The sequence below is a fragment of the Streptomyces sp. NPDC059668 genome, assembly GCF_042734135.1.
GTDB lineage: Bacteria > Actinomycetota > Actinomycetes > Streptomycetales > Streptomycetaceae > Streptomyces.
Map to the genome: position 1 here is coordinate 67167 of NZ_JBHWEL010000004.1, position 25791 is coordinate 92957.

The following is a 25791-nucleotide window of genomic DNA, read 5'->3' on the forward strand; positions in this document are numbered from 1 at the left end:
TAGCGGGAGAATGGAAAGGGAGAGCGAAAGGTGTCAGCACAGAGACTCGGGACCCTGCTTGTCCCCGTACCCGGACTGTCCGGCACCACGTACCCTCCCGGGACGACGGTGACTGTCCGCGGTCGTGGCGCCACGGTCGACGCCTTCGTCAACGGTGACTGGCTTCCCCTGTCGTGGTGGGAGTTCTCCGACGGCCTCCGCGAGGACATCGCCGACCGCTGATCCCGGCCACCGCCGGTGTCGCCGTCCGCCGACGTCCTCGCGTCGTCCGGGTGTCCCTACCCCCGTGTCACCCCCTCTCGTGTGACCCCATGCGGGGGTTCCCCGCGCGTCCTGCCGAACCCGCGCGCATCCTTGTCGCCGTCGGCCCGCCCGTCTCACCGCACCGGTGTGGACCCGCCGCGGATCTCCCCCCGCTCGTCGCCGGCCGAGGTGCCCGCCACCGCTTCGTCCGAGGTGTCGGCCCGAGGGCGCGAACCGGCGTCGTGGCCGGCGGGGACGACCGTGTCGGGTGTCAACGGCGACGGTTCGACGCGCAACAGCCTCGCGATCCCGGCGGGCAGCCACCAGTTGTACTTGCCGAACAACGACACCATCGCCGGGACCAGCAGCGCCCGCACCACGGTGGCGTCCAGCAGGATGCCCGCGCCCAGAGCGGTGGCCAGCACCTTGATGTCGGTACCGGGAGCGGCGGCCAGCGCGGCGAACGCGAAGAACAGGATCAGCGCGGCCGAGGTGACCAGCCGCCCGGTGCGGCCCAGACCGTGCTCCACCGCGTACGACGTCGAACCGGTGCGGTCGTACTCCTCCCGCATCCGGGCCAGGATGAACACCTCGTAGTCCATGGACAGCCCGAACAGGAACGCGAAGATCAGGACCGGCAGCCAGAAGGTCAGCGCGCCGGTCGCCGCGATCCCGAACACCGCCTGTGAACCGTGTCCGTCCTGCCAGAACCAGGTGACCAGCCCGAACACCGCTGCCACGCTGGCCAGATTGAGCAGTACCGCCTTGAGCGGCAGCAGCAGCGAGCGGAACGTGCGGACCAGCAGTACGAAGGTGACCAGGGCGATCAGGCCCAGGACGTACGGAAAGTCGTCGAAGACCGCCCGCTGGTAGTCGAGGACGACGGCGCCCCGGCCGGCCACGCCGACGTACCCCGGCAGATCCCTCGTCGCGTGCCGGACCGCGCTCACCACGGCCACACTGGTGGTGTCCACCGTCTCGCGCTCGGGCACCACGACCACCTCGGCGACACCGGTCCGCGCGGCCGGGGCGACGACCGCCATCCGGACGCCGTCCACCCGTTCCGCCGCCGCGGCGACCGCGGTGGCGTCCGTGCCCGACCGCACCAGCAACGCCATCGGCGTCAGCACCCCGTCACCCACCCCGCCCGTACGGAGCGCCGCCAGCGTGTCGTGGGCGACACCGTCGCGGGCCAGGGAGTCGGAACCGGACTGGCCGATCTGTAGCCCGAAGACCGGGACGACGGCCAGCGCGAGCGCGCCACAGGCGACCCCGGCCGCGGCCCAGCGGTACCGCACGACCCCCCGCGCCCAGGCCGACCAGGCCCGGGAGACGTGCCCCTCCCTCCGGATCCGCGGCCGGTCGACGCGCGGGCCCACCAGGCTCAGCAGGACCGGCAGCAGGGTGAGCACGACCAGGGTGCTGATCACCGGGATCACCATGCCGCCGAAGCCCATGCTCCTGATCAGGGGCACGTCGACCACGACCAGCGCGACCAGGCTGATCGCCACGGTGATCCCGGAGGCGAGCACCGCCCGTCCCGCCGTCGTCACCGCCGTGACCACCGCCTCGTCGTTCGACCGGCCGCGGGCCCGCTCCTCGCGCCAGCGGGAGACCACCAGCAGGGAGTAGTCGATCGCCACGCCCAGTCCGACGAGCGCGATCAGGAACTGCACCACGAAGGACACGTCGGTGAACGTGGTCAGGCCGAGGACGACCAGGAACGTCGCCAGGATCGACACGCCCGCGATCAGCAGCGGCACCAGGGCGAGGAACGACGCGAACACGAAGGCCAGCACCAGCAGCGCGCCCGACGCGCCGGCCAGCGTCTCGCCCAGCACGCTGAGCCCCTTGTCTCCGCCGGCGTCACTGCCGGCGGAGAGCTGGTTGTAGCCGGTGACGGCGGCGGTCAGACCCCGCTCCCGCGCCGCCGCCCGGACCGTTCGGTCCACCCGGTCGGCGAGCGGGTCATCGAAGCCCGTCGGCTGCGGTCCGTAGACGAGCAGGAACGTACTGTGCCCGCCCCCGGTCAGGAAGCCCGGGTCACCGGTTCCGCCGTAGTCGAGCACTTGGACGCCGCCCATCGCGCGGAGCCGCTCCGCGACGGCGGTGACGTCCGCGCGGGCGATCCTGCGGCCCGCCGGTGCGGTGAGCACCGGCAGGTACCCCAGGTCGGCCGAGACACCGTAGGTGCGGGCCAGCGCGGCCTGGGTCTCGGAACCCTCCTGGCCCGGCAGTGAGAAGTCCGACGACAGCCGGTCCGGCAGCCGCCCGGCGGCGGTGCCCCCGGCCAGCAGGACGACCAGCCAGAAACCGAGCACCCACCGGCGGTGGCGCAGCATGAAGTGCGCGAATGTCTGCACGGGGATCTCCTCAGCGGCTGGTCTGGAAGGTGGCCATCATCGCCATGTCCTCGTGTTCGAGGTTGTGGCAGTGCAGCAGGTAGCGGCCCGCGTAGTCGTCGAACCGCACGGCCACGTCGGCGTACTGCTTGGGCCGGAGGTCGATGGTGTCCTTCCACCCGTGGTCGGTCCGATCCGGCGGCCCGCCGTTGCGGGAGAGCACCTGGAAGGGCGACAGGTGGATGTGCACGGGGTGGTAGGCGTCGGTGGCCAGGCGCCAGACCTCCACCTCCCCGAGCCGGGGGGCCGCGTCCACGCGCCGAGGGTCGAAGGCACGGCCGTTGACGACCCAGCCGGCCGCGTCCGACCCCATGCCCGTCACCCGGCCCTTGCGGAACATCCACGGCCGTCTCGTCGCCGAGGCGGTCGGCAGCGGCTCGATGGTGGAGAGCCGAGCGGGTATCCGGCTGTCGTCGGCCGCCTTGCGGGCGACGACGAACCGCATGATCTCCCCGGTCCCGCCCCGTCCCGCCCGGTTGGTGAGCGTCACCTTGGTGCCGACCGGCCAGCCCGAGAAGTCGACGACCACGTCGAACCGCTCCGCCGGTGCGATCGGAAGGGTGGTGTGCCGCAGCGGCGCCGCGAGCAACCCCTGGTCCGACCCGATCTGGGTGAACGCCCCGCCGCTTCGGGGCGCGGGGTCGAGGGCCAGCTCGTAGCGACGGGCGTTGGAGGCGTTGAGGATGCGGAACCGGTAGCGGACCGCGTCGACCTCCAGCTCCGGCCAGGGCGCCCCGTTGACGAGGATGACGTCACCGGCCGCCCCGGCCATGTGGTCCGCGTCCACGCCCGCCATGCTGATCAGGCGCGGATCCATGGCGGGGTAGCGCAACGCGCCGTCCGCGTCGAACGCGCGGTCGGCGATCATCAGCGGGATGTCGCGATCCGCGCGCGGCAGCGGCAGGGCCTGCTCCTCGTCGTCGGTCACCAGCAGGAAGCCCGCCAGTCCGCGCCAGACCTGGGGACCGGTGAAGCCCATGCGATGGTCGTGGTACCAGAGCGTCGCGGCCCGTTGGTCGAGGGGATACGTGTAGTCGCGGGTGCCGGTGCTGGCCACGCCGCCGACAGCCTGCCCCGCGAACCGCGCGCCGCCGACGGCGGGCAGCACGAGATCGGTCGGGAAGCCGTCGCTCTCGGGCGGGGTGTGCCCGCCGTGCAGATGCACGACGGTCGGCACGTCGAGCTGGTTGCGGTAGTGCAGCACGGTCCTGCGTCCGCGCCGCGCCGCGATGGTCGGACCCGGGAAGATCCCGTCGTACCCCATGACGGCCGTGCGCAGGCCGGGCAGGATCTCCACGCGCGCCTCCCGCGCGGTGAGTTCGTAGTGGTCGGTGCCCGCGGTGGTGCGCGCGGGGCGCATCACCGGAGGGACCGGCAGCGGTGTGCTGAAGCGTTCGGGCAGCTCGGCGGCGGACGTCAGCGTCCGGCCGCCGAATTCGCCGCCGGTCGCGCCGGCGCCCGACTCCGACCCCGGTGACTTGCAGCCGCCGAGCGTGCCCAGCGTCCCGGCGCCGCTGAGCGCGGCCGCGGTACGGAGGAAACGTCGTCGGTCAAGTCCCGCTGACAGCCCTGGTAGTTCGGTCATGGCGCAGACGATCGGGGATGGGTGCCGTCATCGACGTCGTTCGGACGCGGTGGATCCGGCATACCGCGGACGCAGTAGCCCGGTACGTCGCTCCGTACCGCGACCGGACGACGGCGCCGCGGACGGCCCTCCGATACCGTGCGGCCATGGCTGATGACCCGTTATCCCGGATGCGTGGACGCGCCGCATCCCATCCGCAGGGCGTGGACACGGTGTTCGGCCTCGTGGTCGTCTGCGCGACCCTGTTCGCGGTGCGCTTCGGGCCCTCGGGCCGTGCGCTCGGCGCGGAGGATCTCGTCGCGGGCTCGCTGGCCTGCGTACTGATAGCCACCCGGAGGCGGTGGCCGCTGCCCGTCTTCTGCGTGGTCACGGTGGTCAGCGCGGCGTTCAACCTGCACGCGGCGCTCGTCGCCCCGCTGCTCGCCACGAGCGTGATCTGCACCTACACAATCGCCTCCAGGACCAGCCGGAGGGTCGCCCTGGTGACCGGGGCGATCACCATCGCGACGGTGTACGCCGCGGTCGTCGTCGGAGCCGGCCGCAGCTGGACCGATCCCCAGAACGCCGCGATCGTGGCCTGGGGCGGCCTCGCCGTCGCGGTCGGCGGCGCGGTACGCAGCCGCCAGGGGGACCTGACCGCCGTCGAGGAACGCGCCCGGCACGCGGAGCGCGACCGCGACGAGGAGGCCCGGCGCCGGGTCGTGGAGGAGCGGCTGCGCATCGCCCGGGACCTGCACGACGTGGTCGCGCACCACATCGCCGTCATCAACGTGCAGGTCGGCGTCGCCACCGCCCTGCTCCGGGAGGAACCCGCCGGAGCCGAGGAAGCGCTGGCCCACGTCCGGCAGGCCGCTCGCACCGTACTCGCGGATCTCTCCAGCGTGCTGGACGTGCTGCGCTCCGGGGAACCGGGGCACGCGACCGAGCCACCACCGGGCCTGAGCCGTCTGGCGTCGATGCTGGACGCGCTCGGCGCCGCCGGACTGCGGATCGAGCACCGGCAGGAGGGCGAGGCCCGCCCCCTGCCGTCCGCGGTCGACCTCGCCGCGTACCGCATCGTCCAGGAGTCCCTGACCAACGCCCACAAGCACGGCAGCGAACCGTCCGCGCGACTGCGGCTCCGCTACACCCCGGCGGGCCTCGGAATCGTCGTCGAGAACGCCGCGGCCCACCGCAGGCCGGACGCCCACGGCACCGGGCACGGCCTCATCGGCCTGCGGGAGCGCGTCAGTTCGGTCGGCGGGACGGTACGCACCGGACGAGACGACGACGGCCGCTTCACCGTCAGCGCCTTCCTTCCCGCGGCTGTCGAACCCGTCGACCGCCCCGCCCGGCAGGAGGCCCGCACATGACGATCAGAGTGCTGCTCGCCGACGACCAGACGCTCATCCGGGCCGGATTCAGGGTCCTGGTCGAGCGCGCGCCCGACCTGGAAGTGGTGGGTGAGGCGACCAACGGCCGCGAGGCGGTCGAACTCGCCGCGACCAGCCGAGCCGACGTCGTCCTCATGGACATCCGGATGCCGGAGCTGGACGGCATCGAGGCGACCCGGCTGATCACCGAGGACGAAGGCCTGGCCGGGGTACGGGTGTTGATCCTGACCACCTTCGAACTCGACGAGAACGTGCTGCGTGCCCTGCGCGCCGGCGCCAGTGGATTCCTCAGCAAGAGCGTCGAACCCGGGGACCTCCAGGAAGCCATCCGCGTCGTCGCCGGCGGCGAGGCGCTGCTGTCGCCGAAGGCCACACGCGGCCTCATCGCCCGGTTCCTCGACGAGCCGACCCCCGGGCCGCTGCCCAGTCCGGTGCGGCTCGACGGCCTCACCGAGCGGGAGCGCGAGACGATGGCCCTGGTCGCCGCCGGGCTCTCCAACGACGAGATCGGCGAGCGCCTGTACGTCTCCCCGCTGACCGCCAAGACACATGTCAACCGGGCGATGATGAAGCTCGGCGCGCGCGACCGCGCCCAACTCGTCGTCTTCGCCTATCAGAGCGGCCTGGTCCGGGCCGGCGACCTGCCCGTCCAGTGACCGCGACGAGGACCGCTCCGCGACGGTGGGCGCACGGCCGGCCCGGACCGGTTCGCGCGAACCCGGCCCCGCGCACACCCTGAGCCCGTGGCCCGCCACGAGGGCGGACCACGGGCCTGCGGTCAGGTGTTCAACGGCCCCGAGGGTCCGTCAGGGGAACTGAGTGATCTTGGACGGGACGGTGTCAGTCCCCGAGGTGGGTGCGCCCGTGTTGTTGATGACGTGGGCGTACTGACCCTTGCCGCCGAGCGAGATCACCAGGATGTCGTGCATCTTGATGCCCGTCTTGACGGGGACCTGGAAGCCGTGTTGCTGGACGATCGTCGGATCGGACGTGAAGTTGCAGTAACTGCCCAGACCCCAGGCCTCGTGGACGTTGACACTGTCCGCGACCTTGTAGGCGGCGTAGCCGACGATGCCGTCATGGGTGACGGCGGCGGCGTTCGGCACGTCGTAGGCCTTCTCGTTCTGGAAGAAGATCGTCCGGCCGCGTTCGCCGTTCCAGAGCACGTCGTACTTGTTGAAGTGCTCCACGAACAGACCGGTGGTGAGGACGTCGTCGCCGTTCACCACCAGACCGTAGTCGGCCCGGTTCGTCTCCCAGCCGACCCCGGTGCCGTGGTCGGCGCGCCAGAGCCAGGTGTGGTCGATGATGGCGTCGTCGCTGTTGACGACCACGGAGTTGGTGGCCAGGCCGGGCCCCGCACCGCCGATACGGACGAACACGTCCTGCATGGTCGTCGGGTTGGCGGCGTGGTCGGCCGAGCTGCCCGCCGGGCCGATCTGCAGCAGCGTGTCGGACCTGGTGGAGCCCGCGTCGATGAGGAACCCGGCCAGCCGGACGCCGTCGACGTCGGCGACGTGCATGGCGTCGACGCCGTTGTCGGGAACGATGGTGGCCAGTCCCAGCCCGAGCACCACCGTGTTGGCGCGGTTCACGTTGATGGTCTGGTCGAGGTGGTACACGCCCGGCGTGAAGAGCAGGTTGAGGCCCTGGGCGAGCGCCGTGTTGATGGTCGCGGCGGTCGCGCCGGGCTTGACGACGTAGAACTGGTCCAGCGGCAGCGAGGTGCCGCCGGCGTTGGCGGGCCAGGACACACCGCGGGCGTTGGTCCGCTTGCCGGGCACGAACACCTTGTAGGTGTTGCCGTCCATGTACAGGAACGGCTTCTCGCGGGAGACCGGTGTGTTGTCCAGGGTGGTGTACGGGCCGCTGTCGAAGTTGGTCGCCGGCGCGCCCTGGACACCGGAGAACGTCATGTTCCAGACGCCGTTCGTCCAGCCGCCGACCGAGCTGTCACGGGTGTACCATTGCTGCTGCGAGTAGGGGCCGACCGTGCCGTCGATCTTCGAGTCGGCGATGTAGCCGCCGGACGCCCAGCCGTAGCCGTTCGGGGCGAGGTTGAGTCCGCCCTGGACGTGGATACGGCGGAACGGCGCCGCCTGGGCGACCGCCCAGCGGTCGGTGCCGTTGACGGGCCTGATGGCGAGGTTCTCCGCCGAACGCCAGAAGTTCTGGGTGGCGTTGCCGTTGAACCAGCCGGCGTCCACGGTGATGTCGCCGTTGATCTGCGTGTCGTCGGGGTTGAGTCCGAGCCCGGAGATCGAGGTGTAGAAGCCGAGTTGCGCGTTGATGCCGTTGTAGGTGCCCGGCTTCAGCAGGAACTGGTAACGGCCGGACCCGAACTGGCTGGTCTCCTGCTGGGCGAAGACCTGGTCGAACTTGCCCTGCAGATTGGGGGTGCTGGGATCCACGACGATGACGTTGGGACCGAGGTCCCCGCCGCCCTCGACCGGCGGAGTGCCGGTGGAGCCGGTGTGGACGGCGACCTCCCAGAGCGAGTAGCCGTAGGCGGTGCCGCGGACGGTCCCGTTGACGCGGAGGTAGCGGCCCGAGCCGGTGACGTCGTACGAGGCCGTGCCGCCGGTCCCGTTGGTGACGGACTTCAGGGTCGTCCAGTCCTGGCCGTTGGCCGAGGACTGGATGGTGAACTCCTTGCCGTACGCGGCCTCCCAGTTGAGGTCGACCTTGCAGATGTCCTGGACCGAGCCCAGGTCCACCTGGAGCCACTGCGGGTCGGAGGCGGCCGAGGACCAGCGGGTGCCGGTGTTGTCGTCGAAGGCGCTGGAGGCGGGTGTGCCGGCGTTCTCCGTGGAAGACGCGGTGGCCGGCCTGCCCTTGGCGGCGTTGGCGGTGCCGCAGTTCCCGGTGGGGGGAGTGCCGGTATCGCTGGTGCCGAAGACCTGGAACTCCCAGAGCGAGTAACCGTACTGGGTCGCCCGGGTGACGCCGCTCATCCGCACGTAGCGGCCGTGGCCGGCCACGTCGAGGGTGTCGGTTCCGCCGTCGCCGCCGGTGACGGACTTGATGTCGGTCCAGGAGTTCCCGTTGTCGGACACCTGGATCTTGTAGTCCTTGCCGTAGGCCGTCTCCCAGTTGAGGACGACCTTGCTGAGACTGGCGGCTGCGCCGAGGTCGACCTGGAGCCACTGCGTGTCGGAGGCGGCCGAGGACCAGCGGGTGCCGGTGTTGCCGTCGACGGCGTTCGCGGCGGGCGTTCCGGCGTTCTCGTCGGAGGAGGAGGTGGCTGTCCTGCCTTGGGAGAGGGGGGTCTCTGCCGCGGCAGCGGGCGATGGGGAGGGGAGGGTGATGAGCGCCGCCGCTGCGGCGAGCGCGATCCCCAAGGATCTGAGTCTCATGCGTTCACTCCGTTCGAAGGAGGGGACGGACCGTGCGGGCCTCCCGAGGCCGCGCACGACCCGTGACGGGGCACGCCCGGGCGACCTCCGTGCCGAGATCCGTGCTGTGGCCGAAGAGGCCCGGAGGAGACGAAATGGCTTACGGGGCTGCTTAGTTCAGGCTTTGATTTAAGTCATGAGGCAATGCGCGGGCAACCCCCTGGACGCGTCTTCTTCACAGACTCCGACGACCCGCGGGACGCCGCGGGACCGGCCCGTACCGGGTGAGCTGCCCGGACGGGCCCGGCGTGGCCGGGCGACGGAGAGGCCCGCGATCAGAGGATGAGGGCGATGGCGGCGGGTCCGACGGTGTACGTTCCGCGGGTCGCGGGCCCCGTCGTGACAGAGGGTGCGAGAGGACGCGCCCCGTCACCCTCCCCTGGATGCAGAAGATGAACACAAGGGGGGAGGGAGGCAACCGCGCCCTCCTTCAGCTGCCTTGACGATCCGTCACTCCCGCGGCACGGAGGGCCGGCCACACCCGGTCGCGGGTGAGCGGGAGGTCCGTGAAGCGGACGCCCGTCGCGTCCCGCAGGGCGTTGGCGAGGGCGGGGGGCGACCGGGTTGAAGGGGCTCTCGCTCATCGACTTGGCGCCCAGCGGGCCGATGGCGTCCGACGTCTCCATGAAGTGCACCTCGGTGCGCGGGATGTCGGCGTACTGGGGAGTGGGCGGCCCGGCGACCTCCGCCGCACGCTCCTGGGCGAACCGCGCGAGCCCCACACCGTCGATCACCCGGTTCCCCGACCCGTCCCTGCCCACGGGCAGCCGGCCTCCGTCGGCCCAGCGGCGCACGGTCTCCGGGCTCACCCTCAACAGGCGCGCGGCCTGGCCGATGCTGTACGTCGGCACACGGGAACCCTAACGGGCGCCCGCGGGACGGCGGCGCATCGCCTGGGCCGCCGAGGGCGGGCGGACGGCGCGGCGGACGCTCCGGCGGCCGCGCGGTGGGCAGGTGACGTCAGGCCGTCTCCGCGTAGCGCGAGCCGGCGAAGTACCGTGCCGTCCGTTCCACCTCGTCGCTGTCGCGCAGCCGGCGCAACTCGACCAGGGGGTAGGTCGGGTGGCCGTCGGCGAATTCGTGGGGCAGGTCGAAGCTGTGGCCGGGTACCGGCCACAGCAGCAGCCACAGATGCTTCTCGGTCGCGCCCGGCTTGCGGGCCACGGCGACAGCCACCACCTGGTCCCAGCCGATCGCCACCTCAGGGACGCCGGTGTTCTGTACGGCCAGGCCGTCCGGTCCGATCCGCAGGCGCAGGGGCCGCGCCCAGTTGCGGAAGGACAGCACGCTCAGACCCCACCCCAGCATCGCGCCCAACGGCGCGAGCGCGGCGAGCGGTTCGGGCCCCCAAGGGAGATGGCCGGTGAACAGCGGGACCGTCGCGGCCGTCCCGGCCACCGCGAGGGCGAGCGCCAGCAGCAACCGGCCGCCGGTGTTGCGACGCCCGGTGAAGGTACGGGCGGCCGCGGCGGGGACCTCCGCGGCCCGCGGAGACCCGGCCGCGTCGGTCAGCGGCCCGAAGCCGGGGCCCGTCAGCGTCACGGGCCCGGGTGCCACCGCCCGGCGCATTCCGTGCGGGGCTCCTTCGAAGCGGGGGCCCGCCCACCGGGTCAAGGCCTCGATCAACTGGCCCAGGCCCTGGTCGAGTTCGGCGGTGTCGGCCACGTCGTAGACGCGACGGCCGCCGGTGACGGAGGCCCGCACGCCCGGCAGCTCCGCGCCCTCGGCGGGAAAGACGTGGAGATGCGGGAGCGGGGGAGCGGAGGTGCCTTCGTCACTGTCCGTGTGGACCGCCGCCCTGTAGTACAGGGACACGCCCTCGATCTGTCCCCAGCCGAGACCTCCGTCGACCAGCGTGATGCCCTGTTCGTCGACGCGCAGGCTGAACGGCTGTGCCGCGCGGCGCAGTTCCCGGATTCCGGTGAGGACGCCCAGGGCGGCCAGGGCCATGAGGAAGTAGGCCGACTCCCGGCCCTGGCCGTTCGCCAGGACCGCCCACACGATCCCCCCGGCCAGGGCGGCGAGTCCCCATCCCGTCCGGCGTCTTCCGCTCGCGCGCAGCCGTCTGCTTCTCGTGAACTCCATCGGTCCGCCCCCCTGCCGCCGTCGCGGCTTTCTCGGTGTTTCCCCGCGCGCGGATTCACCGGAATGCCGTCCGGCTTCGCGCGTTGCGCCTGCTCTGCCCGTCAGGACGCCTGCACACGCCCCGCGGAGGGCAACGCGGGATGAACAGAGGGCAACCGTCCGTCGATGCCGTCCGCCGCCGCCTCGGCGCGGGTGACGAAAGGGATATGGGTGTTGAATGGGATGGCGGGGGCTCGGAAGCTCGGAAGGGTGTCCTCTCCCTCAGCGGGCCCGGCGAAAGGTCCACCATGACGAGCCTGACACGCGGACTGATGTGCGGCGTCGCGGCCGGCGCCGCGGGCACCACGGTGCTCGACACCGTGAGCTACTGCGACATGGTGCTGCGCGGCCGTGCCGCCAGTTCCACGCCGGAGGTGACCGTGCGCAGGCTCTCGCAGAGGCTGCACGTCCCGATCCCGGGTGACGGGGAGAAGCAGGACAACCGGGTGGCCGGCCTCGGCCCGCTGACCGGCTACGCCGCGGGACTCGGCATGGGAGCGGTCCTCGGTGTCGCCCGCGGCGCAGGGTGGCGCCCGGCCCGCGCGACCCACTACGCGGTGGCCGCCGCCGGAGCCCTCGTCGGTACCAACGGCCCCATGACCGTTCTGGGGGTGACCGACCCGCGTACCTGGTCACTCACCGACTGGGTCTCCGACCTCGTCCCGCACCTCGCCTATGCCGTGGTGACCGTGGCGGTCCTGGAGCGGATGATGCCCAAGGCCGGCCGCCGGGGCTGATGAGACGGCCGGCCACTGGGGCGGACGAGAGGCGACGGCTTCGCACCGCCGGGGCGCGTCTAGCGCCGCCGCGCACGCCGGGGGCCGCCTCGGCCACCCTCCTCGGCCACCCGTCCCAGCTGTCCGGCTCAGTCGCCCCGGCTCGGCGAGATCGTCACCTTGAGGCTCTTCATCAGCGGCTGGTCACTCTGGACGCTGTAGTCGCTCGCCGACAGGAGAGCGTTCATCTCCGGCATGTAGCCGGCCGCGCAGCTCCGGGGCACGTCGTAGGGCAGGGCGTGGTACTGCCGGAGCGTGCGCCGGGTGCCGTCCTTGGCCGTCGCGGTGATGTCGACGAGACTTCCGTCCTTGATGTGCCGGGCCCGCATGTCGGCCCGGTTCATGAAGACCAGCGTGCGCAGGTTCTTGATGCCCCGGTAGCGGTCGTCGTCGGAGTAGATCGTGGTGTTCCACTGGTCGTGGGAGCGCATGGTCTGAAGGATCAGGGTGCCGTCCTCGGGGACGACGTCGGTCAGCGGAGCCGCCGAGAACTCGGCGCGTCCGGTGGGGGTGAGGAAGACGAGTTCGCGGGCGGGCTGGCGGATGCGGAACCCCAGGGGGAGTCGCACCCGGCGGTTGAAGTCCTCGAAGCCGTCCAGCACTTGGGCCATGGTGTCGCGGATGCGGTCGTAGTCCTCGATGTAGTGCTCCCACGGTGTGCTGCTGTCGGGGAGGGTGGCGCGGGCCATGCCGGCGATGATGGCGGGCTCGGACAGCAGGTCGCGTGAGGCGGGCCGCTTCATGCCCACCGAGAGGTGCACCATGCTCATCGAGTCCTCGACCGAGGTGGCCTGCACGCCATGGCGCTGGTGGTCCTTCTCGGTGCGCCCCAGGCACGGGAGGATGAGGGCCTTCTTCCCGTGGACGAGGTGGCTGCGGTTGAGCTTGGTGCTGACGTGCACGGTGAGGGCACAGCGAGCGAGGCCCTCGGCGGTGTAGGGGGTGTCCGGGGCGGCCAGGGCGAAGTTGCCTCCCATGCCGACGAACACCTTCACCTTCCCCTCGTGCATGCCCGCGACCGTGGCGACCGTGTCCAGGCCGTGCGCACGCGGAGAGTCGATCCCGCAGACGTCGTCGAGGCGCTGGAGGAACGCCGCGGTGGGCCGGTGGTCGATGCCGCACGTCCGGTTGCCCTGGACGTTGCTGTGGCCGCGCACGGGGGAGGGGCCGGCGCCTTCACGGCCCAGGTTGCCCCGCAGCAGCAGTACGTTGACGATCTCGCGGATGGTGTCGACACCGTGTTCGTGCTGGGAGACGCCCAGGCACCAGCTGATCAGGGTGCGGTCGGAGCGGGAGTAGACGTCCGCCGCCTTGAGGATCTCGGCGCGGGTCAGTCCGGACTGGACCTCCAGCTCCTCCCACGGCGTGGCCTCGCACACGGCCCGGTACGCGTCGAAGCCGTGGGTGTGGCGGTCGATGAACTCCCGGTCCAGGGCCTTGGGATCGTGCTCGGACTCCTCCAGTACGGCCTTGGCGATGCCCCGCATCAGAGCCATGTCGCCACCTGCGCGGACCTGAAGGTTGAGCGTGCTCGTCCGCGTCGACTTGAACAGGGCCATGTCGGTGATGTCGTGCGGCACGATGGTGCGGGTCGCGGCCGCCTCCACCAGCGGGTTGATGTGGACGATCTGCGCACCGCGCCGATAGGCCTCGGCCAGCGCGGTGAGCATGCGAGGGGCGTTGGAGGCGGCGTTGACACCCATGATGAACAGGGCGTCCGCGGTCTCCCAGTCCGCGAGGTCGGCGGTCCCCTTGCCGGTGCCGAGGGCGGCCTGCAGAGCGCGGCCGGAGGCTTCGTGGCACATGTTCGAGCAGTCGGGGAGGTTGTTGGTGCCGAATTCGCGTGCCATCAGCTGGTAGAGGAAGGTGGCCTCGTTGCCCAGGCGGCCTGAGGTGTAGAAGGCCGCCTCGTTCGGGCTGTCCAGGGCTCGCAGTTCGCCGCCGATCAGGTTGAAGGCCTCCTGCCAGTCGATGGGGACGTAACGGTCGACGGCGGAGTCGTAGACGAGGGGCTCGGTGAGGCGGCCCTGGTCCTCCAGGGCGAAGTCCGTCCAGGTGGAGAGCTCCGAGACCGTGTGTGCCGCGAAGAAGTCCGCGCCGACCCGCTTCGGGGTCATCTCCCAGGTGACGTGTTTGATGCCGTTCTCGCAGATGTCGAGCTTGAGACCCTTGGTGTCGTCGGGCCAGGCACAGCCCGGACAGTCGAAGCCGGTGTTCTCGTGGTTCATCCTGAAGATCGCGCGCGGCCCGTCGACCAGGGCTCTTTCCTTCACGAGGACGTGGGTGACGCTCTTGGCGGCGCCCCATCCGGCCGCGGGGTGGTGGTAGTGCACCTGCGACGGCTTCTTGTCCGTGCTCGGTCCCATGCCGCCGTCGGGCGTCCGGGGCGGTTCCTCGTGTTCGGCAGGCGCCGACTCGTTCACATCCGAGGCAGTCATGTCCATCACCCTGCAGTAGGCGGAAAGGCGCGGGCGGGGCGGCCAGCGCGGGCTCCACAGGCCAGATATTTCATGCTATGGGCGTATGTCCTGATTGTCCTGCGTGGCGAGACGTGACGGTGCTTCCCGACCGCCACACGGGCCGGAGCCACGGGATCAACGGGATCCCGCGTCGGGGAGCGGGTCCCCGCCGGACGCCGACCGTCGCCGTACCACGGTCACCGACAGCGCGGCCGTCACCAGAACGGCAGGAATCGCCGGGGCGAGGAGTGGGGCCCAGCGCACCGCCGCACCACCCACCGCGGCACCGACCGGCAGCAGCAGGATGACCAGCGCGTTGTGCCGCTGCAGCTTTCCCTCGACCGTCGCCTGTGCCACGAGCCCCGTCAGGGCGCCGGTGATGTACGCGGTCGTCACACTGCTGCCCGCCACCACGCGGACGCTGCCGCTCTGGCAGCCCATCGACAGGGCGCCCAAGGCGAGCAGGACCGCGCGGGGCGTCGTCCCCGGCGCACCGTCCAGCACGAGCCAGGAGACGAACAGCGCCCACAGCAGCGCACTCTCCACCAGCAGGGCTCCGGCCACTCCGGTGAGCGGCGCGGGGCCCGTCGCGGCCGTGATCCAGCTCCCCGCGGCGGCCCCCACCAGGTACGCCGCGATGGCGAGGGCCGCGAGATTGGCCAGCGAGAGGTGCCCGTTGCCCAGTGCCAGCCCCAGCAGCGCGGAATTGGCCGTCATGACGCTCGTGAACACGCCGCCCAGCGCGAGGAAGCCGACGGCGTTGACGGCGCCGCTCGCCAGCGTCAGCAGGAACTGTGCCGCCCGCGGGTGTCCCGGCCACCCCTGGCCGCCGTGCGCGCCGGATCTCACCGGCATGACGGCGAGAGGCGGAGGCCGGTCGGAAGCGGACGGAGCCATGGCGGAGACGGGCGCGACAGTGCCGCACAGTCCGTTTCCATGCGTCTCACCCGTTCTCGTCGGACGGTGCCGCGCCACAGCCTGGACGCGATCAATCTAAGGGCTGTCCCGTCCTCCCCGGTGGATCAGCGCGCGGCGTCGGACGCGGTGCGTCGTGAAGGGGAGGGGTGTCCTCGTACCGGTGGCGTCGTGGCCTACCGCCGGTTTCCGGGCGACCCGGCAGCGCGGCGAAGACCCGAGCGGGGCCGTCGCGCGGCGGGCCGCGGGCCCCACGCCGGTCCGGACCTCCGCGGACGCGGGATCCGCGCCCTCGGAGGCGGCCTGTCCCAGGGGCGGACGGCCGCTGACTGAGTTGCCGGTGCGGTCCCCCGGCGGCATTGTGGAAGGTAATCATCCTGCGGCCCTCAAGGAGTCGCGTGGGCAAGGGAATGGAGGGGCCGGCCCTCTTCTCGGCCACGCGGTCGAAGCCGTTCCGCAACGGACTGTCTGCCCTGGGGAGCTGGAGGAGGCGGGCATGCAGGCGCACGAGACGTGGTTCACGCTCACCGAGGACGGCGGCGTCACCGACTGGACCCGGGCGGCCGCCGAAGCGACGGGAATGACGGCGGACGACGCAGAAGGCATCTCGGCGGGACAACTCCTCGGCAGGCTGCTCGGACCCGACTCGGACAACGTCTTCAACCTCGAGGTGGGACGCGACACGGAGGACGGCGACATCCACGTGTGGGCCGTCCGGTACCGGGCCGAGGACACGATCAACTCCGTCTTCGAGCGGTCCGCAGCGGGCCTCGAGATGTACGACCTGAGCCTCCGTGTGCTGAAGTCCAACCCCGCCGCCCTGGCGATGCGGGGTCTGCCCGCCGATCAGGTCCTCCACCGGCGCGTGGGGGAGCTGGGCCCCGCTCTCCCCCTCACCCCCCTGCTCGACCAGGTCGTCAGCGGCTGTCTGCCCGCGGTCAGCCGGGAGATCCGAGGACGTGACGGCGGAGGCGGCTCGCACGCGTACCACGTGACCGCCTACCTCCTCCACGGCGTCGGCCACGAACCCGTCGGCATCGCCACCGTCATCCACGACATCACCGACCGGGCCCGGACGCAGGCGGCGGCGGAACTTCTCGCCCTGGCCCGCGGGAAGATCGGGACCACCCTCGACGCCACCCGAACCGCGCAGGAGCTCGCCGCGGTCGCCGTCAGGGACTTCGCGGACATAGCCTCCGTCGACCTGCTCGACTCCGTGCTGCGGGGGGACGAGCCTCCCGAGCCACCCGTCGACGCCGATGTGCCGCTGCGCCGGGCGGCGTTCGAGGGAGCGGCCCAGATGAGGGGCGTGTACGCGGTCGGCGAGCCCAGCCGGTTCGTGTACCCCACCCCGTACACGCAGGTGCTCGCCGATCTCGCGCCGCGCCTGGTCGACCCGCACGCGACACCGTCCGACTGGCTGATGCACGACGGCGCGCGGGCCGGCGAGCTGCGACGCGCGGGCATCCACTCGATGATCATCACGCCGCTGTCCGTCCACGGCCGGGTGCTGGGACTCGCCTGCTTCTACCGCGGACCCCGGCATCCGGAACCCTTCACGACCGACGACGTCCCGCTCGCCGCCGAGTTGGGCAACAACGCGGCCATCCACATCGAGAACGCCCGCCGCTACGTCCGCGAGCACACCGTCGCCATCAGCCTTCAGCGCAGCCTGCTGCCCAGGGTGCTTCCGACGGTCTCCGCGGTCAGCACGTGCCACTTCCACCTTCCGGGAACCGGCCAGGCCCTCTGGTTCGACGTCATCGAACTGTCCAGCGCGCGCATCGGTCTCGTGATCGGCCGGATCCCCGATCAGGGGCTGGCCGCGGCGGCCACCGTGGGGAGGTTCCGTACGGCCATGTCGACACTCGCCGTGCTGGACCTGCCCCCCGACGAACTGCTGGCCCACCTGGACGACGCCGCCCAGCGCATCGCCCGCGAAGGGACCTCGCCCGAGTCGGGCGGGGCGGCCCACGCGTGCTGCCAGTACGCCGTCTACGACCCCGTCGAAGGACACCTCACCATGGCCAGCGCCGGCTGGCCGCCGCCGTTGATCACTCTGGCGGACGGGACGGTCCCGGAAGGCCTGGAGCAGATCGTCGGACCACCGCTGGGCAACCACGCCAGCTACGAACGGGTCCACATCCCCCTGGCGCCGGAGAGCATGCTCACCTTCTACTCCCCCTCGCTGCTGGGCACCGGACCCCAGGCCGACCAGCGGCTCTCCCGGCTGCGTGAGATCACCTCCCGTCCGACCACCGACCCCAAGGCCACCTGCGACGCCATCGTGTACAGCCTGTTGGGCGAGCCGCCGGCGGACGGGGTCGCCGTGCTCTCGGTCCGCACCCACCGCCTCGCCCGCGACCAGGTCGCCTCATGGCGGTTCCCCCCGGAGGCGTCGGCCGTGGCCGACTGCCGGCACCGGGTCCGCGGGCAACTGGAGCGCTGGGGACTGGACTCGCACGCGTTCACGGCGGAGATGGTCGCCAGCGAACTCGTCACCAATGTCATCCGGCACGCCACCGGCTCGCCCACGGTGCGCCTGATCCGGGACCGGTCGCTGACCCTGGAGGTCTCCGACGAGGCCACCACCGCCCCCCATCTCCGGCACGCCCGCATCCAGGACGAGGAAGGGCGCGGTCTGCTCATCGTCGCCGCGCTCACCGACCGTTGGGGCACCCGCTACACCGAGGACGGCAAGACGGTGTGGACCGAGGAGCCCCTGCCCTGACCGCCGCGCCGCGGTGCGGCCGCACGGCGGGCGACGGATCGCCCGTCCGGGTGGCGCGCCGCGCCGCGCCGCACCCCGCACACCCCGGACGGGCCGTCACCAGGCGAGCATGGACCGGGTGTTGCATCCAGTGAACAAGGCCATGGCGTCCGCGGGCGACCCGTCGCAGTTGCTGCCGGCCCGGGAGCAGATGGCGTTCACCCTCGGCTTCCACATCATCCTGGTCCCTTTCGGTGTCGCCCTGACCGCGCTCATGCTCATCGCCCACTACCGCGGTCTGCGCCACGGCGACGGCGACGCCCTGCGGCTGGCCAGGCGCTGGTCGAAGGTGGCCGCCGTGCTCTTCGCGGTGGGGGCGATCACCGGCACGGTCCTGTCGTTCGAACTCGGCATCCTGTGGCCCGGCCTGATGGGCGACTACGGAGCCGCCTTCGGGATGCCGTTCGCGGTGGAGGGCCTCTTCTTCTTCCTCGAGGCCATCTTCGTCTCGATCTACCTCTACGGCTGGAACCGCCTTCCGCCCTGGGCCCACTTCTGGACGGGAGTTCCGGTCGTGCTGGCCAGCCTCGGCGGTGCGGCGGCCGTCATCGCGGCCAACAGCTGGATGAACCAACCCGGCGGGATCACCCTGCACGACGGACACGTCACCGCCGTACGGCCGCTGCGCGTCTTCTTCAACGGAGCTTTCTGGTACGAGACCGTGCACATGCTCCTCGCCGCCTACATCGTGGCCGGGTTCACCGTCGCCGGCGTGTACGCCGCAGGCATGCTCAAGGGACGCCGGGACCGCCACCACCGGCTCGGATTCCTCATCGGATTCCTCGTCGCGGCGGCGGCCATCCCGGTGCAGATCTTCGTCGGCGACACGGTGGCACGCGAGGTGTTCAAGGACGAGCCCGCCAAATTCGCGGCGATCGAACTCCTGCCCGCGACCGGCGACCATGTGCCGGAGAACCTCGGCGGGTTCCTGGTCGACGGCAAGGTCAGGTACGGCCTTCCCATCCCGGACATGGCGTCGATCCTCGCCGGTTTCACCCCCTCGACGGAGATCAAGGGCCTGGAGGAGATCCCGCCGGCGGTACGGCCCACCGACCGCACGGTCACCATCGTGCACCTGGCCTTCGACGTGATGGTCGGCACCACCTTCCTCATGCTCGGCCTCGTCCTCTGGTTCGCCTGGCTGTGGTGGCGGGAACGGACGGTGCCCACCAACCGCTGGTTCCTGCGGGGCGCCGCACTCAGCGGACTGGTCGCCGTCGTCTGCCTGGAGAGCGGCTGGGTCGTCACCGAGGTGGGCCGTCAGCCCTGGACCGTGGTCGGGCTGCTGCTGACGAGACAGGCCGTGACGACACAGGGCAACCTGTGGCCGCTGTTCGGAGCGACCGTCGCGCTGTACGCGGCGGTCGGCGTCGGCGCCGTCCTGGTGCTGCGCGCCATGGCCCGGCGCTGGCGGACCACGGGCGACGAGACCGTCTACGTCCCCTACGGACCCGAACAGCCCTACGCCACGTCCGGCACGGCGGGAGAAGACCGATGAACCTCAGTGACGTGGTCGCCCTGGTCCTCTTCGTCGGTGTCGTCGCCTACGCGCTGTTCGGCGGGGCGGACTTCGGCGCCGGCTTCTGGGACCTGACGGCCGGGGGAGCGGAACGGGGCAGGAACCCCCGCCATCTGGTCGACCTGTCGATCGGCCCGGTCTGGGAGGCCAACCACACCTGGCTCATCTACTGCCTGGTCATGCTGTGGAGCGGTTTCCCCGCAGCGTTCGCCGCGATCACCACGACCCTGTACCTGCCGCTGATCCTCGCGGCCCTGGGAATCGTCCTGCGCGGCGCGGGCTTCGCCTTCCGCAAGGTTTCCGTGCGCACGCCCCAACAGCGCCTCAACGGCTCCCTGTTCGCGGCCTCCTCGGTACTGACCCCCTACTGTTTCGGCAGCATCGCGGGCGGCATCGCCTCGGGCCGTGTGCCCACCGGCGGCAACGGCGACGCCGTCACCAGCTGGCTCAACCCCACCTCCGTCCTCGGCGGCATCCTGGCCGTCGTCAGCTGCGCCTACCTCGCCGCCTTCTACCTCGCCTCGGCGGCTCACCGGCTCCACGACGAGGACCTGGAGCGGTACTTCCGCCACCGCGCCCTGCTGGCCGGAGCCGTGGCGGGGATCGTCAGCGTCGCGGGGATCTTCGTGCTCAGGGCCGACGCACCCCGGCTGTTCCACCAGCTCAGCCACCGAGGGCTGCCGCTCATGGTGCTCGCGGCGCTCTGCGGCGTCGTCGGCATGGCGGGGGCGCACCTGGGCCGGCACACCGGGCGGCGCGAGATCGCCGCGCTGGCCATCGCCGCCGTGGTCGTCGGCTGGGGAGTGGCCCAGTACCCCTTCCTGCTCGGCACGCATCTGCGCATCCACGAGGCGGCGGCGCCGGACTCCACGCTGGCGGTCCTTCTCGGCGTCGCCTGCGTCGCCGCGCTGGTCATCCTGCCGTCCCTGATCCTGCTCTTCCGCCTCTCCGGCCAGGGCAGACTCCGCGCCCGCATCTGACCGCTCCGCCGACGCCCCCGATCCCGACCTCGGTCCCGGTCCCGATCCCGATCCGGGGGACCTGTTCCGCGGCCCCCCGAGCCGCGGGCCCTCGGTCCGGGGCTCCCGGGCTCAGAAGCCGAAGTCGCTGAGACTGGGGTAGTCGGGCGGGCGCGGCCCCGAACGGTCCCAGTCGAAGGCGCGTTCCGAGGCCGTGATGGGCACGTCGTTGATGCTCGCGTGGCGCACGCTCATGAGCCCGTCGTCGCTGAACTCCCAGTTCTCGTTGCCGTAGGCGCGGAACCAGTCCCCGGTGACCGTGTGGTACTCGTAGGCGAAGCGGACGGCGATCCGGCTCCCGCCGAACGCCCACAACTCCTTGATCAGCCGGTATTCGAGCTCGTTCTCCCACTTCCGGGTGAGGAAGTCGACGATCTCCTCGCGCCCGTTGATGAAGAGGGAGCGATTACGCCAGCGGCTGTCCTCGGTGTAGGCCAGCGACACCTCCTCGGGGTCGCGGGTGTTCCAGGCGTCCTCGCCCGCTCTGACCTTCTGCACGGCACTCTCGGCATCGAACGGCGGATAGGGCGGCTTCCCGGCCATCGTCAGCTCCTCCGACTCGTACGCGGTAGGGGTGGATGCGGTAGGCCAAGTGTCCCCAGGTGTGACGTCCCGCGCATCCGCGCGTCCCGTGTCCGCCCGGAAGGCGAGGTCCAGGACATTTGACTTGAAGCGCTTGAAGTGTCGGAGGCTCCTTCATGACGGACACGACGGAGGACGAACGGTGAGTCTGACCATTCAGGAGATGGCGCGGCGCTCGGGCTTCAGCGAGCCCACGCTCCGCTACTACGAGAAGGTCGGCCTGCTGGGAGTGGTGGGCCGCGACGAGTCCAGCGGGCATCGCCGGTACGAAGCGGCGACAGCCGACCGGGTGGTGGCTCTGGCCTGTCTGCGCTCGGCGGGAATGACGGTCGCCGGCATGCGTCGCTACGTGGACCTGCTCCCGCTGGGCGACGCCGCGGCGGCGGAGCAGCGAGACCTGTTCGCCGACCAGGCGGAGAGGCTCGCCGACGACATCGAACGACTGAAGTCACGCCTGGCCTACCTCCGGGGGAAGACCCTGCTGTGGGATGCCCGTCTGCGCGGCGACGCCGTCGCCGAACGCCGAGCGATCGAGGCGGTCACGCTGATCCTCGAACAATTCGAACACTGAAGGACTGAGTGCAATGGCTGCGGAAACACTCGACCCCGGCGCTTCCGGCGCGGGAACGGTACTGGTGACCGGCGCTACCGGATACGTCGGCGGTCACCTGGTCGCCCGTCTGCTGGGCGAGGGACACCGGACCCGGGTGACGGTCCGGGAGCCCGGCCGTGAGGCCGAGGTCCTGGCACTCGTGCGGCGGGCAGGGGTGGACCGGGAGGACCTCCTCGAGTTCGCGGTGGCGGACCTGTCCGCCGACGCGGGCTGGGCGGCCGCGGCGGACGGCGTGAGCCAGGTGCTGCACGTGGCGTCCCCCTTTCCCGCCACGCCCCCGGAGAACGAGGACGAACTCGTCCGGCCGGCACGCGACGGCGCGCTGCGTGTCCTCTCCGCGGCCCGGACCGCGGGCGTCCGCCGCGTCGTGATGACGTCGTCCTTCGCGGCGGTCGGCTACACCGTCAAGCCCGACGCCCGGTACACGGAGGAGGACTGGACCGACCCAGGCACCGAGGGCCTCCCCGCCTACCCGAAATCCAAGGTCCTCGCCGAGCGCGCGGCGTGGGACTTCGTGGAGACCAACGGGGGGATCGAGCTCGCGGTCGTCAACCCCGTGGGCATCTTCGGCCCCGTGCTGGGACCGCGGCTGGCCGCGTCGGTGGAGATCGTCAGGTCCATGTTGAGCGGCGGGATGCCGGTGGTTCCGCTCATATACTTCGGAGTCGTCGACGTCCGCGACGTGGTGGACCTGCACCTGCGCGCCATGCACCACCCCAAGGCGGCGGGAGAACGCTTCCTCGCGGTGGGCGGACCGTCGATCAGCTTCCTCGGCCTGGCCCGGACCCTGCGAGCGCATCTGCCCGCGGCGGCCGACGCGCTGCCGTCCTCGGAACTCACCCTCGAGGAGATGCGGGAAGCGGCGAGGACGGAGCCGGCGCTACGGGACGCGGTGGGACTGGGAGGCCGGATTCCCGTCATCAGCAATGCCAAGGCGCGCGCCGTGCTCGACTGGCGACCCCGTGACGTCACCCGGACGCTCCTCGACACCGCCGACAGTCTCATCGAGCTCGGACTCGTGCCCCCGGGCGGCACGCCCTAAGCCGGGCAGCCGTCGCCGGGACTCAGGACGCCCGCGTCGTCTTGCGGTAGTCCCGGGGTGAGACGCCGTTGACCCGCTTGAACGCCGTGCTCAGGGCGCTCTCGGACCCGTAGCCGACCGTGCGGGCGATGACGGACACGGTGTCGGTGCCCCGCCGCAGGTGGCGGGAGGCGAGTTCCACCCGCCACCGGGTGAGGTAGTCGAGCGGCCCACGGCCGACCGTGCCCTTGAAGCGTGCGGCGAGCGTCGACCGCGACACGGCACAGGCCCCCGCGAGCTCGGCGACCGTCCACGGGTGCTCCGGCCGGCCGTGCAGGAAGGCCAGGGCCGACGCCACCACCGGATCCCCGAGGCCCGCGAGCCAGCCGGAGACGGCCCCGGGCTCGCGCGTGAGATGCAGACGCAGGACGTGGACGAGCATGACGACCGCCAGGTGCTCGGCGACCAGGTTCGAGCCCAGGGGACCGTCCCGCAGCTCACGGTCGATCTGGGCGAGCGCCCATTGCAGGGTCTCGGCCTGAGGCGTTCCGGCGGGTACGTGAATCACCGGGGGCAGGCCTTCGAGCAGCAGCGTGCGCGCCCGGTCGCCGAACGAGAAACGACCGCCCACGAGGAGGACGTCGTCCCCGTCGCCCGCGCGCGCGACCCCGCCCACGGACGACGCGAAGACGCGGCCGGCGTCGACGGCCACCGCTTCCGGGTCGCTGCGCAGGGTGAAACGCCGCGGCTGGGTCAGCAGATAGCAGTCCCCCTCCTCCAGTGCGAGCGGGTCGTCCACACCCTCCAGTTCGAGCAGGCAGTGACCGCGCCGGACGGCGTTGAACTTCACACCGGACGGCGCGTCGAACCGGATGGCCCAGCGGCCTCCCGCGACCAGGCTCGAGGAGAGGTGACCCCTTGTGTCGAGCAGGGTGAGTACATCCTCCAGCGGATCCATCCGGGACTCCTTCTGGACGGTCGAGCAAGTTTCTCGGACTCTCTCTTATAGATCGTCCACGGCCACGGCCGTAGCGTCAAGGAACACCAACGGTTCCCCACGAAGAGGCTCCACATGTACGACGATCACGACCGCCTGACCACCCCCTTCCACTCGCACGCCACCGCCGCGGAGGTCATCCACGGCGTGGACCTCACCGGACGCCGGGCCGTCGTGACCGGCGGAGCCTCCGGGATCGGCGTCGAGACGGTCCGCGCCCTGGCCGGCGCCGGAGCGGAGGTCACCATCGCCACGCGCCGTCCCGCCTCCGCCGCGCGGCTCGTCGGCGAGCTCACGGCCGCGCACGGTTCCGGATCGGTCCGGGCCGCGGCGCTCGATCTGGCGGACCTCCGTTCGGTCGACGCCTTCGCACGCACCTGGCAGGGCCCGCTCGACATCCTCGTCGCCAACGCGGGGATCATGGCCGTCCCGGAGCGCACGGTCAACGCCCAGGGCTGGGAGCTGCAGCTCGCGACCAACCATCTCGGGCACTTCGCCCTGGCCACCGCACTGCACGGCAGCCTGCGCGAGGCCGGCTCGGCCCGTGTCGTCGTCGTCAGCTCCGGGGCCCATCGGACCGCCGCGTTCGACTTCGAGGACCCCCAGTTCGAGCGGCGGCCCTACGACCGCTGGACGGCGTACGGCCAGTCGAAGACGGCGGACGTCCTGCTCGCGGTGGGGGCCCGCCGGTGGGCCACGGACGGGATCACCGCCAACGCGCTCAACCCGGGGTGGATCAGCACCAACCTCCAGCGACACGTCGACGACGCCACCATGCGGGCCCTGGGCGCCATCGACGAGGAGGGGAACATCATCCCGCAGCCCTACTACAAGGAGCCCGCCCAGGGCGCGTCGACGTCCGTGCTGCTCGCCGCGTCCCCGCTGGTGAGCGGTGTCACCGGACGTTACTTCGAGGACAACCAGGAGGCCCGCACGGTGCGGGGCACCGAGGAGCGGCCCGGCGGGGTCGCCGCCCACGCGCTCGACCCCGGGGCCGCGGACCGCCTCTGGGACCACGCCGCCGCCACGGTCACCGCGGCCCTGCGCTGAACCCCACCGGACGCGGGCCCGCGAGCCGCAACCCGGCGGGCGGACTCACCCCGTGGCCATCGGGAGGAGCGGACGGGTCGGGAGCGACTCCGGGTGCGGGACGCGTTCGAGGACTCCGCCCGCAAAGACGTCGTACAACGGCAGGGTCTCCAGATGTACGTACCCGATGTGGCAGTCGCACACCGTGAGCGGGCACGGTCTCGGGCGCAGCGCGGAGCGGTACGACCCGTCGTAGAGATTGCCGAGTTCCGTCCGGACGAAGTGACAGCGCCGGACGGTGCCCTCCCCGTCGACCGAGACGACGCTCCGGCCGGTCCGGCAGGGCAGCCCCGCCGAGCGGTGGGGATGGCGGCTGTAGGGGAAGAGCGGGTCCAGCGTGGTCCACTCGGCGGCCTGCTCGTCGGTGTAGGTGTGGCCCTCGGCGGCGTTGATCCACAGGTAGACATGCTCGGGCAGGTCCGCGCGCAGCCGCCGTGCGTGGTCCAGGTGGCCGGGGAGGCCCACCACGCCGACGCTGAACCGGATGCCTAGGCCGGACAGGCGGTGCGTCTTGTCGAGGAACCGTTCATAGGGTGTCTGCCCCGGATGATAGGTGCACCAGAGGGCGACCGTGTCGGCGGCCGCGTCCGCGAGCCAGTCGGTGCGGCAGCTGAGGTTGGTCTGGATGGCGACGCGCCCGATGTGCGGCTGGTGGGACAGGTCCACCAGAGCCCGGCGGTACCAGGAGCGGGTCAGTCCCTCGCCCCACGGTGTGAACAGCACGGACAACCGGTGCGGGAGCGGGCCGCGCGCCCAGGCCACGAACCGGTCCAACGCGGCCCGGTCGGCGCGCAGTTGCGCGGTGCTGTCGCGGCGCTTGGCGAACGGGCAGTACGGGCAGTCGTAGTCGCAGGAGGCGAGCGGTCCTCGGTAGAGGACGGTCAGGTCCGTCGATTCCGTCAGGTCCAC

Annotated in this window: 19 protein-coding genes and 1 pseudogene; 10 read left to right on the top strand and 10 right to left on the bottom strand. The window is 71.6% G+C overall.

Features of this window, described 5'->3' with window-relative positions:
• Positions 1-30 precede the first annotated feature (30 nt).
• Positions 31-222 (top strand): hypothetical protein, encoded by a 192-nt coding sequence (locus ACFV2J_RS05045; RefSeq protein ID WP_030190387.1) that lies wholly within the window; start codon positions 31-33, stop codon positions 220-222.
• Positions 223-377: 155 nt separating this feature from the next.
• Here the strand turns inward: ACFV2J_RS05045 and ACFV2J_RS05050 are convergent, their stop codons facing one another.
• Together ACFV2J_RS05050 and ACFV2J_RS05055 are read right to left on the bottom strand one after the other, a co-directional pair.
• Positions 378-2606: an MMPL family transporter gene (locus ACFV2J_RS05050; RefSeq protein ID WP_385437372.1), complete on the bottom strand. Its 2229-nt coding sequence runs from the start codon at positions 2604-2606 to the stop codon at positions 378-380.
• A gap of 10 nt (positions 2607-2616) precedes the next feature.
• The gene (locus ACFV2J_RS05055; protein ID WP_385437374.1) at positions 2617-4230 is read right to left on the bottom strand and encodes a multicopper oxidase family protein; all 1614 of its coding nucleotides are present in this window, start codon (positions 4228-4230) and stop codon (positions 2617-2619) included.
• Positions 4231-4376: 146 nt separating this feature from the next.
• Between ACFV2J_RS05055 and ACFV2J_RS05060 the strand changes: the two genes are divergently transcribed.
• Positions 4377-5582: a sensor histidine kinase gene (locus tag ACFV2J_RS05060; protein WP_385437376.1), complete on the top strand. Its 1206-nt coding sequence runs from the start codon at positions 4377-4379 to the stop codon at positions 5580-5582.
• Positions 5579-6259: a response regulator gene (locus tag ACFV2J_RS05065; RefSeq protein WP_385437378.1), complete on the top strand. Its 681-nt coding sequence runs from the start codon at positions 5579-5581 to the stop codon at positions 6257-6259. The genes ACFV2J_RS05060 and ACFV2J_RS05065 overlap by 4 nt, the downstream gene beginning before the upstream one ends.
• 150 nt (positions 6260-6409) lie before the next feature.
• Here the strand turns inward: ACFV2J_RS05065 and ACFV2J_RS05070 are convergent, their stop codons facing one another.
• The 3 genes and pseudogenes from ACFV2J_RS05070 to ACFV2J_RS05080 form a co-directional block, all read right to left on the bottom strand.
• Positions 6410-8959 carry a discoidin domain-containing protein gene (locus tag ACFV2J_RS05070; RefSeq protein ID WP_385084434.1) on the bottom strand — a complete coding sequence of 850 codons (2550 nt, stop codon included), beginning with the start codon at positions 8957-8959 and terminating at the stop codon, positions 6410-6412.
• A 469-nt stretch (positions 8960-9428) separates the two neighbouring features.
• Positions 9429-9807 (bottom strand): annotated as a pseudogene (locus tag ACFV2J_RS05075) (aldehyde oxidase); the annotation flags it as partial.
• A gap of 151 nt (positions 9808-9958) precedes the next feature.
• A complete protein-coding gene (locus tag ACFV2J_RS05080) occupies positions 9959-11083 on the bottom strand; it encodes a hypothetical protein (protein WP_385437381.1) in 1125 nt (374 codons plus the stop codon).
• A 287-nt stretch (positions 11084-11370) separates the two neighbouring features.
• Between ACFV2J_RS05080 and ACFV2J_RS05085 the strand changes: the two genes are divergently transcribed.
• Positions 11371-11859 carry a hypothetical protein gene (locus tag ACFV2J_RS05085; RefSeq protein ID WP_385087203.1) on the top strand — a complete coding sequence of 163 codons (489 nt, stop codon included), beginning with the start codon at positions 11371-11373 and terminating at the stop codon, positions 11857-11859.
• 128 nt (positions 11860-11987) lie between these two features.
• Here the strand turns inward: ACFV2J_RS05085 and ACFV2J_RS05090 are convergent, their stop codons facing one another.
• Together ACFV2J_RS05090 and ACFV2J_RS05095 are read right to left on the bottom strand one after the other, a co-directional pair.
• The gene (locus ACFV2J_RS05090; RefSeq protein ID WP_385087205.1) at positions 11988-14336 is read right to left on the bottom strand and encodes an FdhF/YdeP family oxidoreductase; all 2349 of its coding nucleotides are present in this window, start codon (positions 14334-14336) and stop codon (positions 11988-11990) included.
• Between the two features lie 156 nt (positions 14337-14492).
• Positions 14493-15212 (bottom strand): YoaK family protein, encoded by a 720-nt coding sequence (locus ACFV2J_RS05095; RefSeq protein ID WP_385087207.1) that lies wholly within the window; start codon positions 15210-15212, stop codon positions 14493-14495.
• A gap of 556 nt (positions 15213-15768) precedes the next feature.
• On the opposite strand from ACFV2J_RS05095, the gene ACFV2J_RS05100 reads away from it, so the two are divergent.
• The 3 genes from ACFV2J_RS05100 (at position 15769) to ACFV2J_RS05110 (ending at position 20541) form a co-directional block, all read left to right on the top strand.
• Positions 15769-18003: a SpoIIE family protein phosphatase gene (locus tag ACFV2J_RS05100; RefSeq protein WP_385087209.1), complete on the top strand. Its 2235-nt coding sequence runs from the start codon at positions 15769-15771 to the stop codon at positions 18001-18003.
• A gap of 142 nt (positions 18004-18145) precedes the next feature.
• Positions 18146-19540, top strand: coding sequence for a cytochrome ubiquinol oxidase subunit I (locus ACFV2J_RS05105; RefSeq protein ID WP_385087228.1), 1395 nt, complete (start codon positions 18146-18148; stop codon positions 19538-19540).
• The gene (locus ACFV2J_RS05110) at positions 19537-20541 is read left to right on the top strand and encodes a cytochrome d ubiquinol oxidase subunit II (protein WP_385087211.1); all 1005 of its coding nucleotides are present in this window, start codon (positions 19537-19539) and stop codon (positions 20539-20541) included. Before ACFV2J_RS05105 ends, ACFV2J_RS05110 begins: the two co-directional genes overlap by 4 nt.
• Before the next feature lie 111 nt (positions 20542-20652).
• Here ACFV2J_RS05110 and ACFV2J_RS05115 read toward each other — a convergent pair whose 3' ends face one another.
• Entirely contained in the window at positions 20653-21123 is a 471-nt protein-coding gene (locus ACFV2J_RS05115; protein WP_385087212.1) for a DUF1348 family protein, read from the bottom strand.
• Between the two features lie 181 nt (positions 21124-21304).
• Between ACFV2J_RS05115 and ACFV2J_RS05120 the strand changes: the two genes are divergently transcribed.
• Together ACFV2J_RS05120 and ACFV2J_RS05125 are read left to right on the top strand one after the other, a co-directional pair.
• A complete protein-coding gene (locus ACFV2J_RS05120; protein WP_385087214.1) occupies positions 21305-21733 on the top strand; it encodes a MerR family transcriptional regulator in 429 nt (142 codons plus the stop codon).
• 13 nt (positions 21734-21746) lie between these two features.
• Complete coding sequence (locus ACFV2J_RS05125) at positions 21747-22817, top strand: NAD-dependent epimerase/dehydratase family protein (protein WP_385087216.1); 1071 nt, start codon at positions 21747-21749, stop codon at positions 22815-22817.
• Positions 22818-22839: 22 nt separating this feature from the next.
• Here ACFV2J_RS05125 and ACFV2J_RS05130 read toward each other — a convergent pair whose 3' ends face one another.
• Positions 22840-23754, bottom strand: a complete 915-nt coding sequence (locus ACFV2J_RS05130) for an AraC family transcriptional regulator (protein ID WP_385087218.1) — start codon at positions 23752-23754, stop codon at positions 22840-22842.
• Between the two features lie 114 nt (positions 23755-23868).
• Here ACFV2J_RS05130 and ACFV2J_RS05135 point away from each other — a divergent pair, with 114 nt between their 5' ends.
• Positions 23869-24843 (top strand): SDR family NAD(P)-dependent oxidoreductase, encoded by a 975-nt coding sequence (locus tag ACFV2J_RS05135; protein ID WP_385437386.1) that lies wholly within the window; start codon positions 23869-23871, stop codon positions 24841-24843.
• A gap of 45 nt (positions 24844-24888) precedes the next feature.
• Here the strand turns inward: ACFV2J_RS05135 and ACFV2J_RS05140 are convergent, their stop codons facing one another.
• Positions 24889-25791 carry an STM4011 family radical SAM protein gene (locus ACFV2J_RS05140; RefSeq protein ID WP_385087222.1) on the bottom strand — a complete coding sequence of 301 codons (903 nt, stop codon included), beginning with the start codon at positions 25789-25791 and terminating at the stop codon, positions 24889-24891.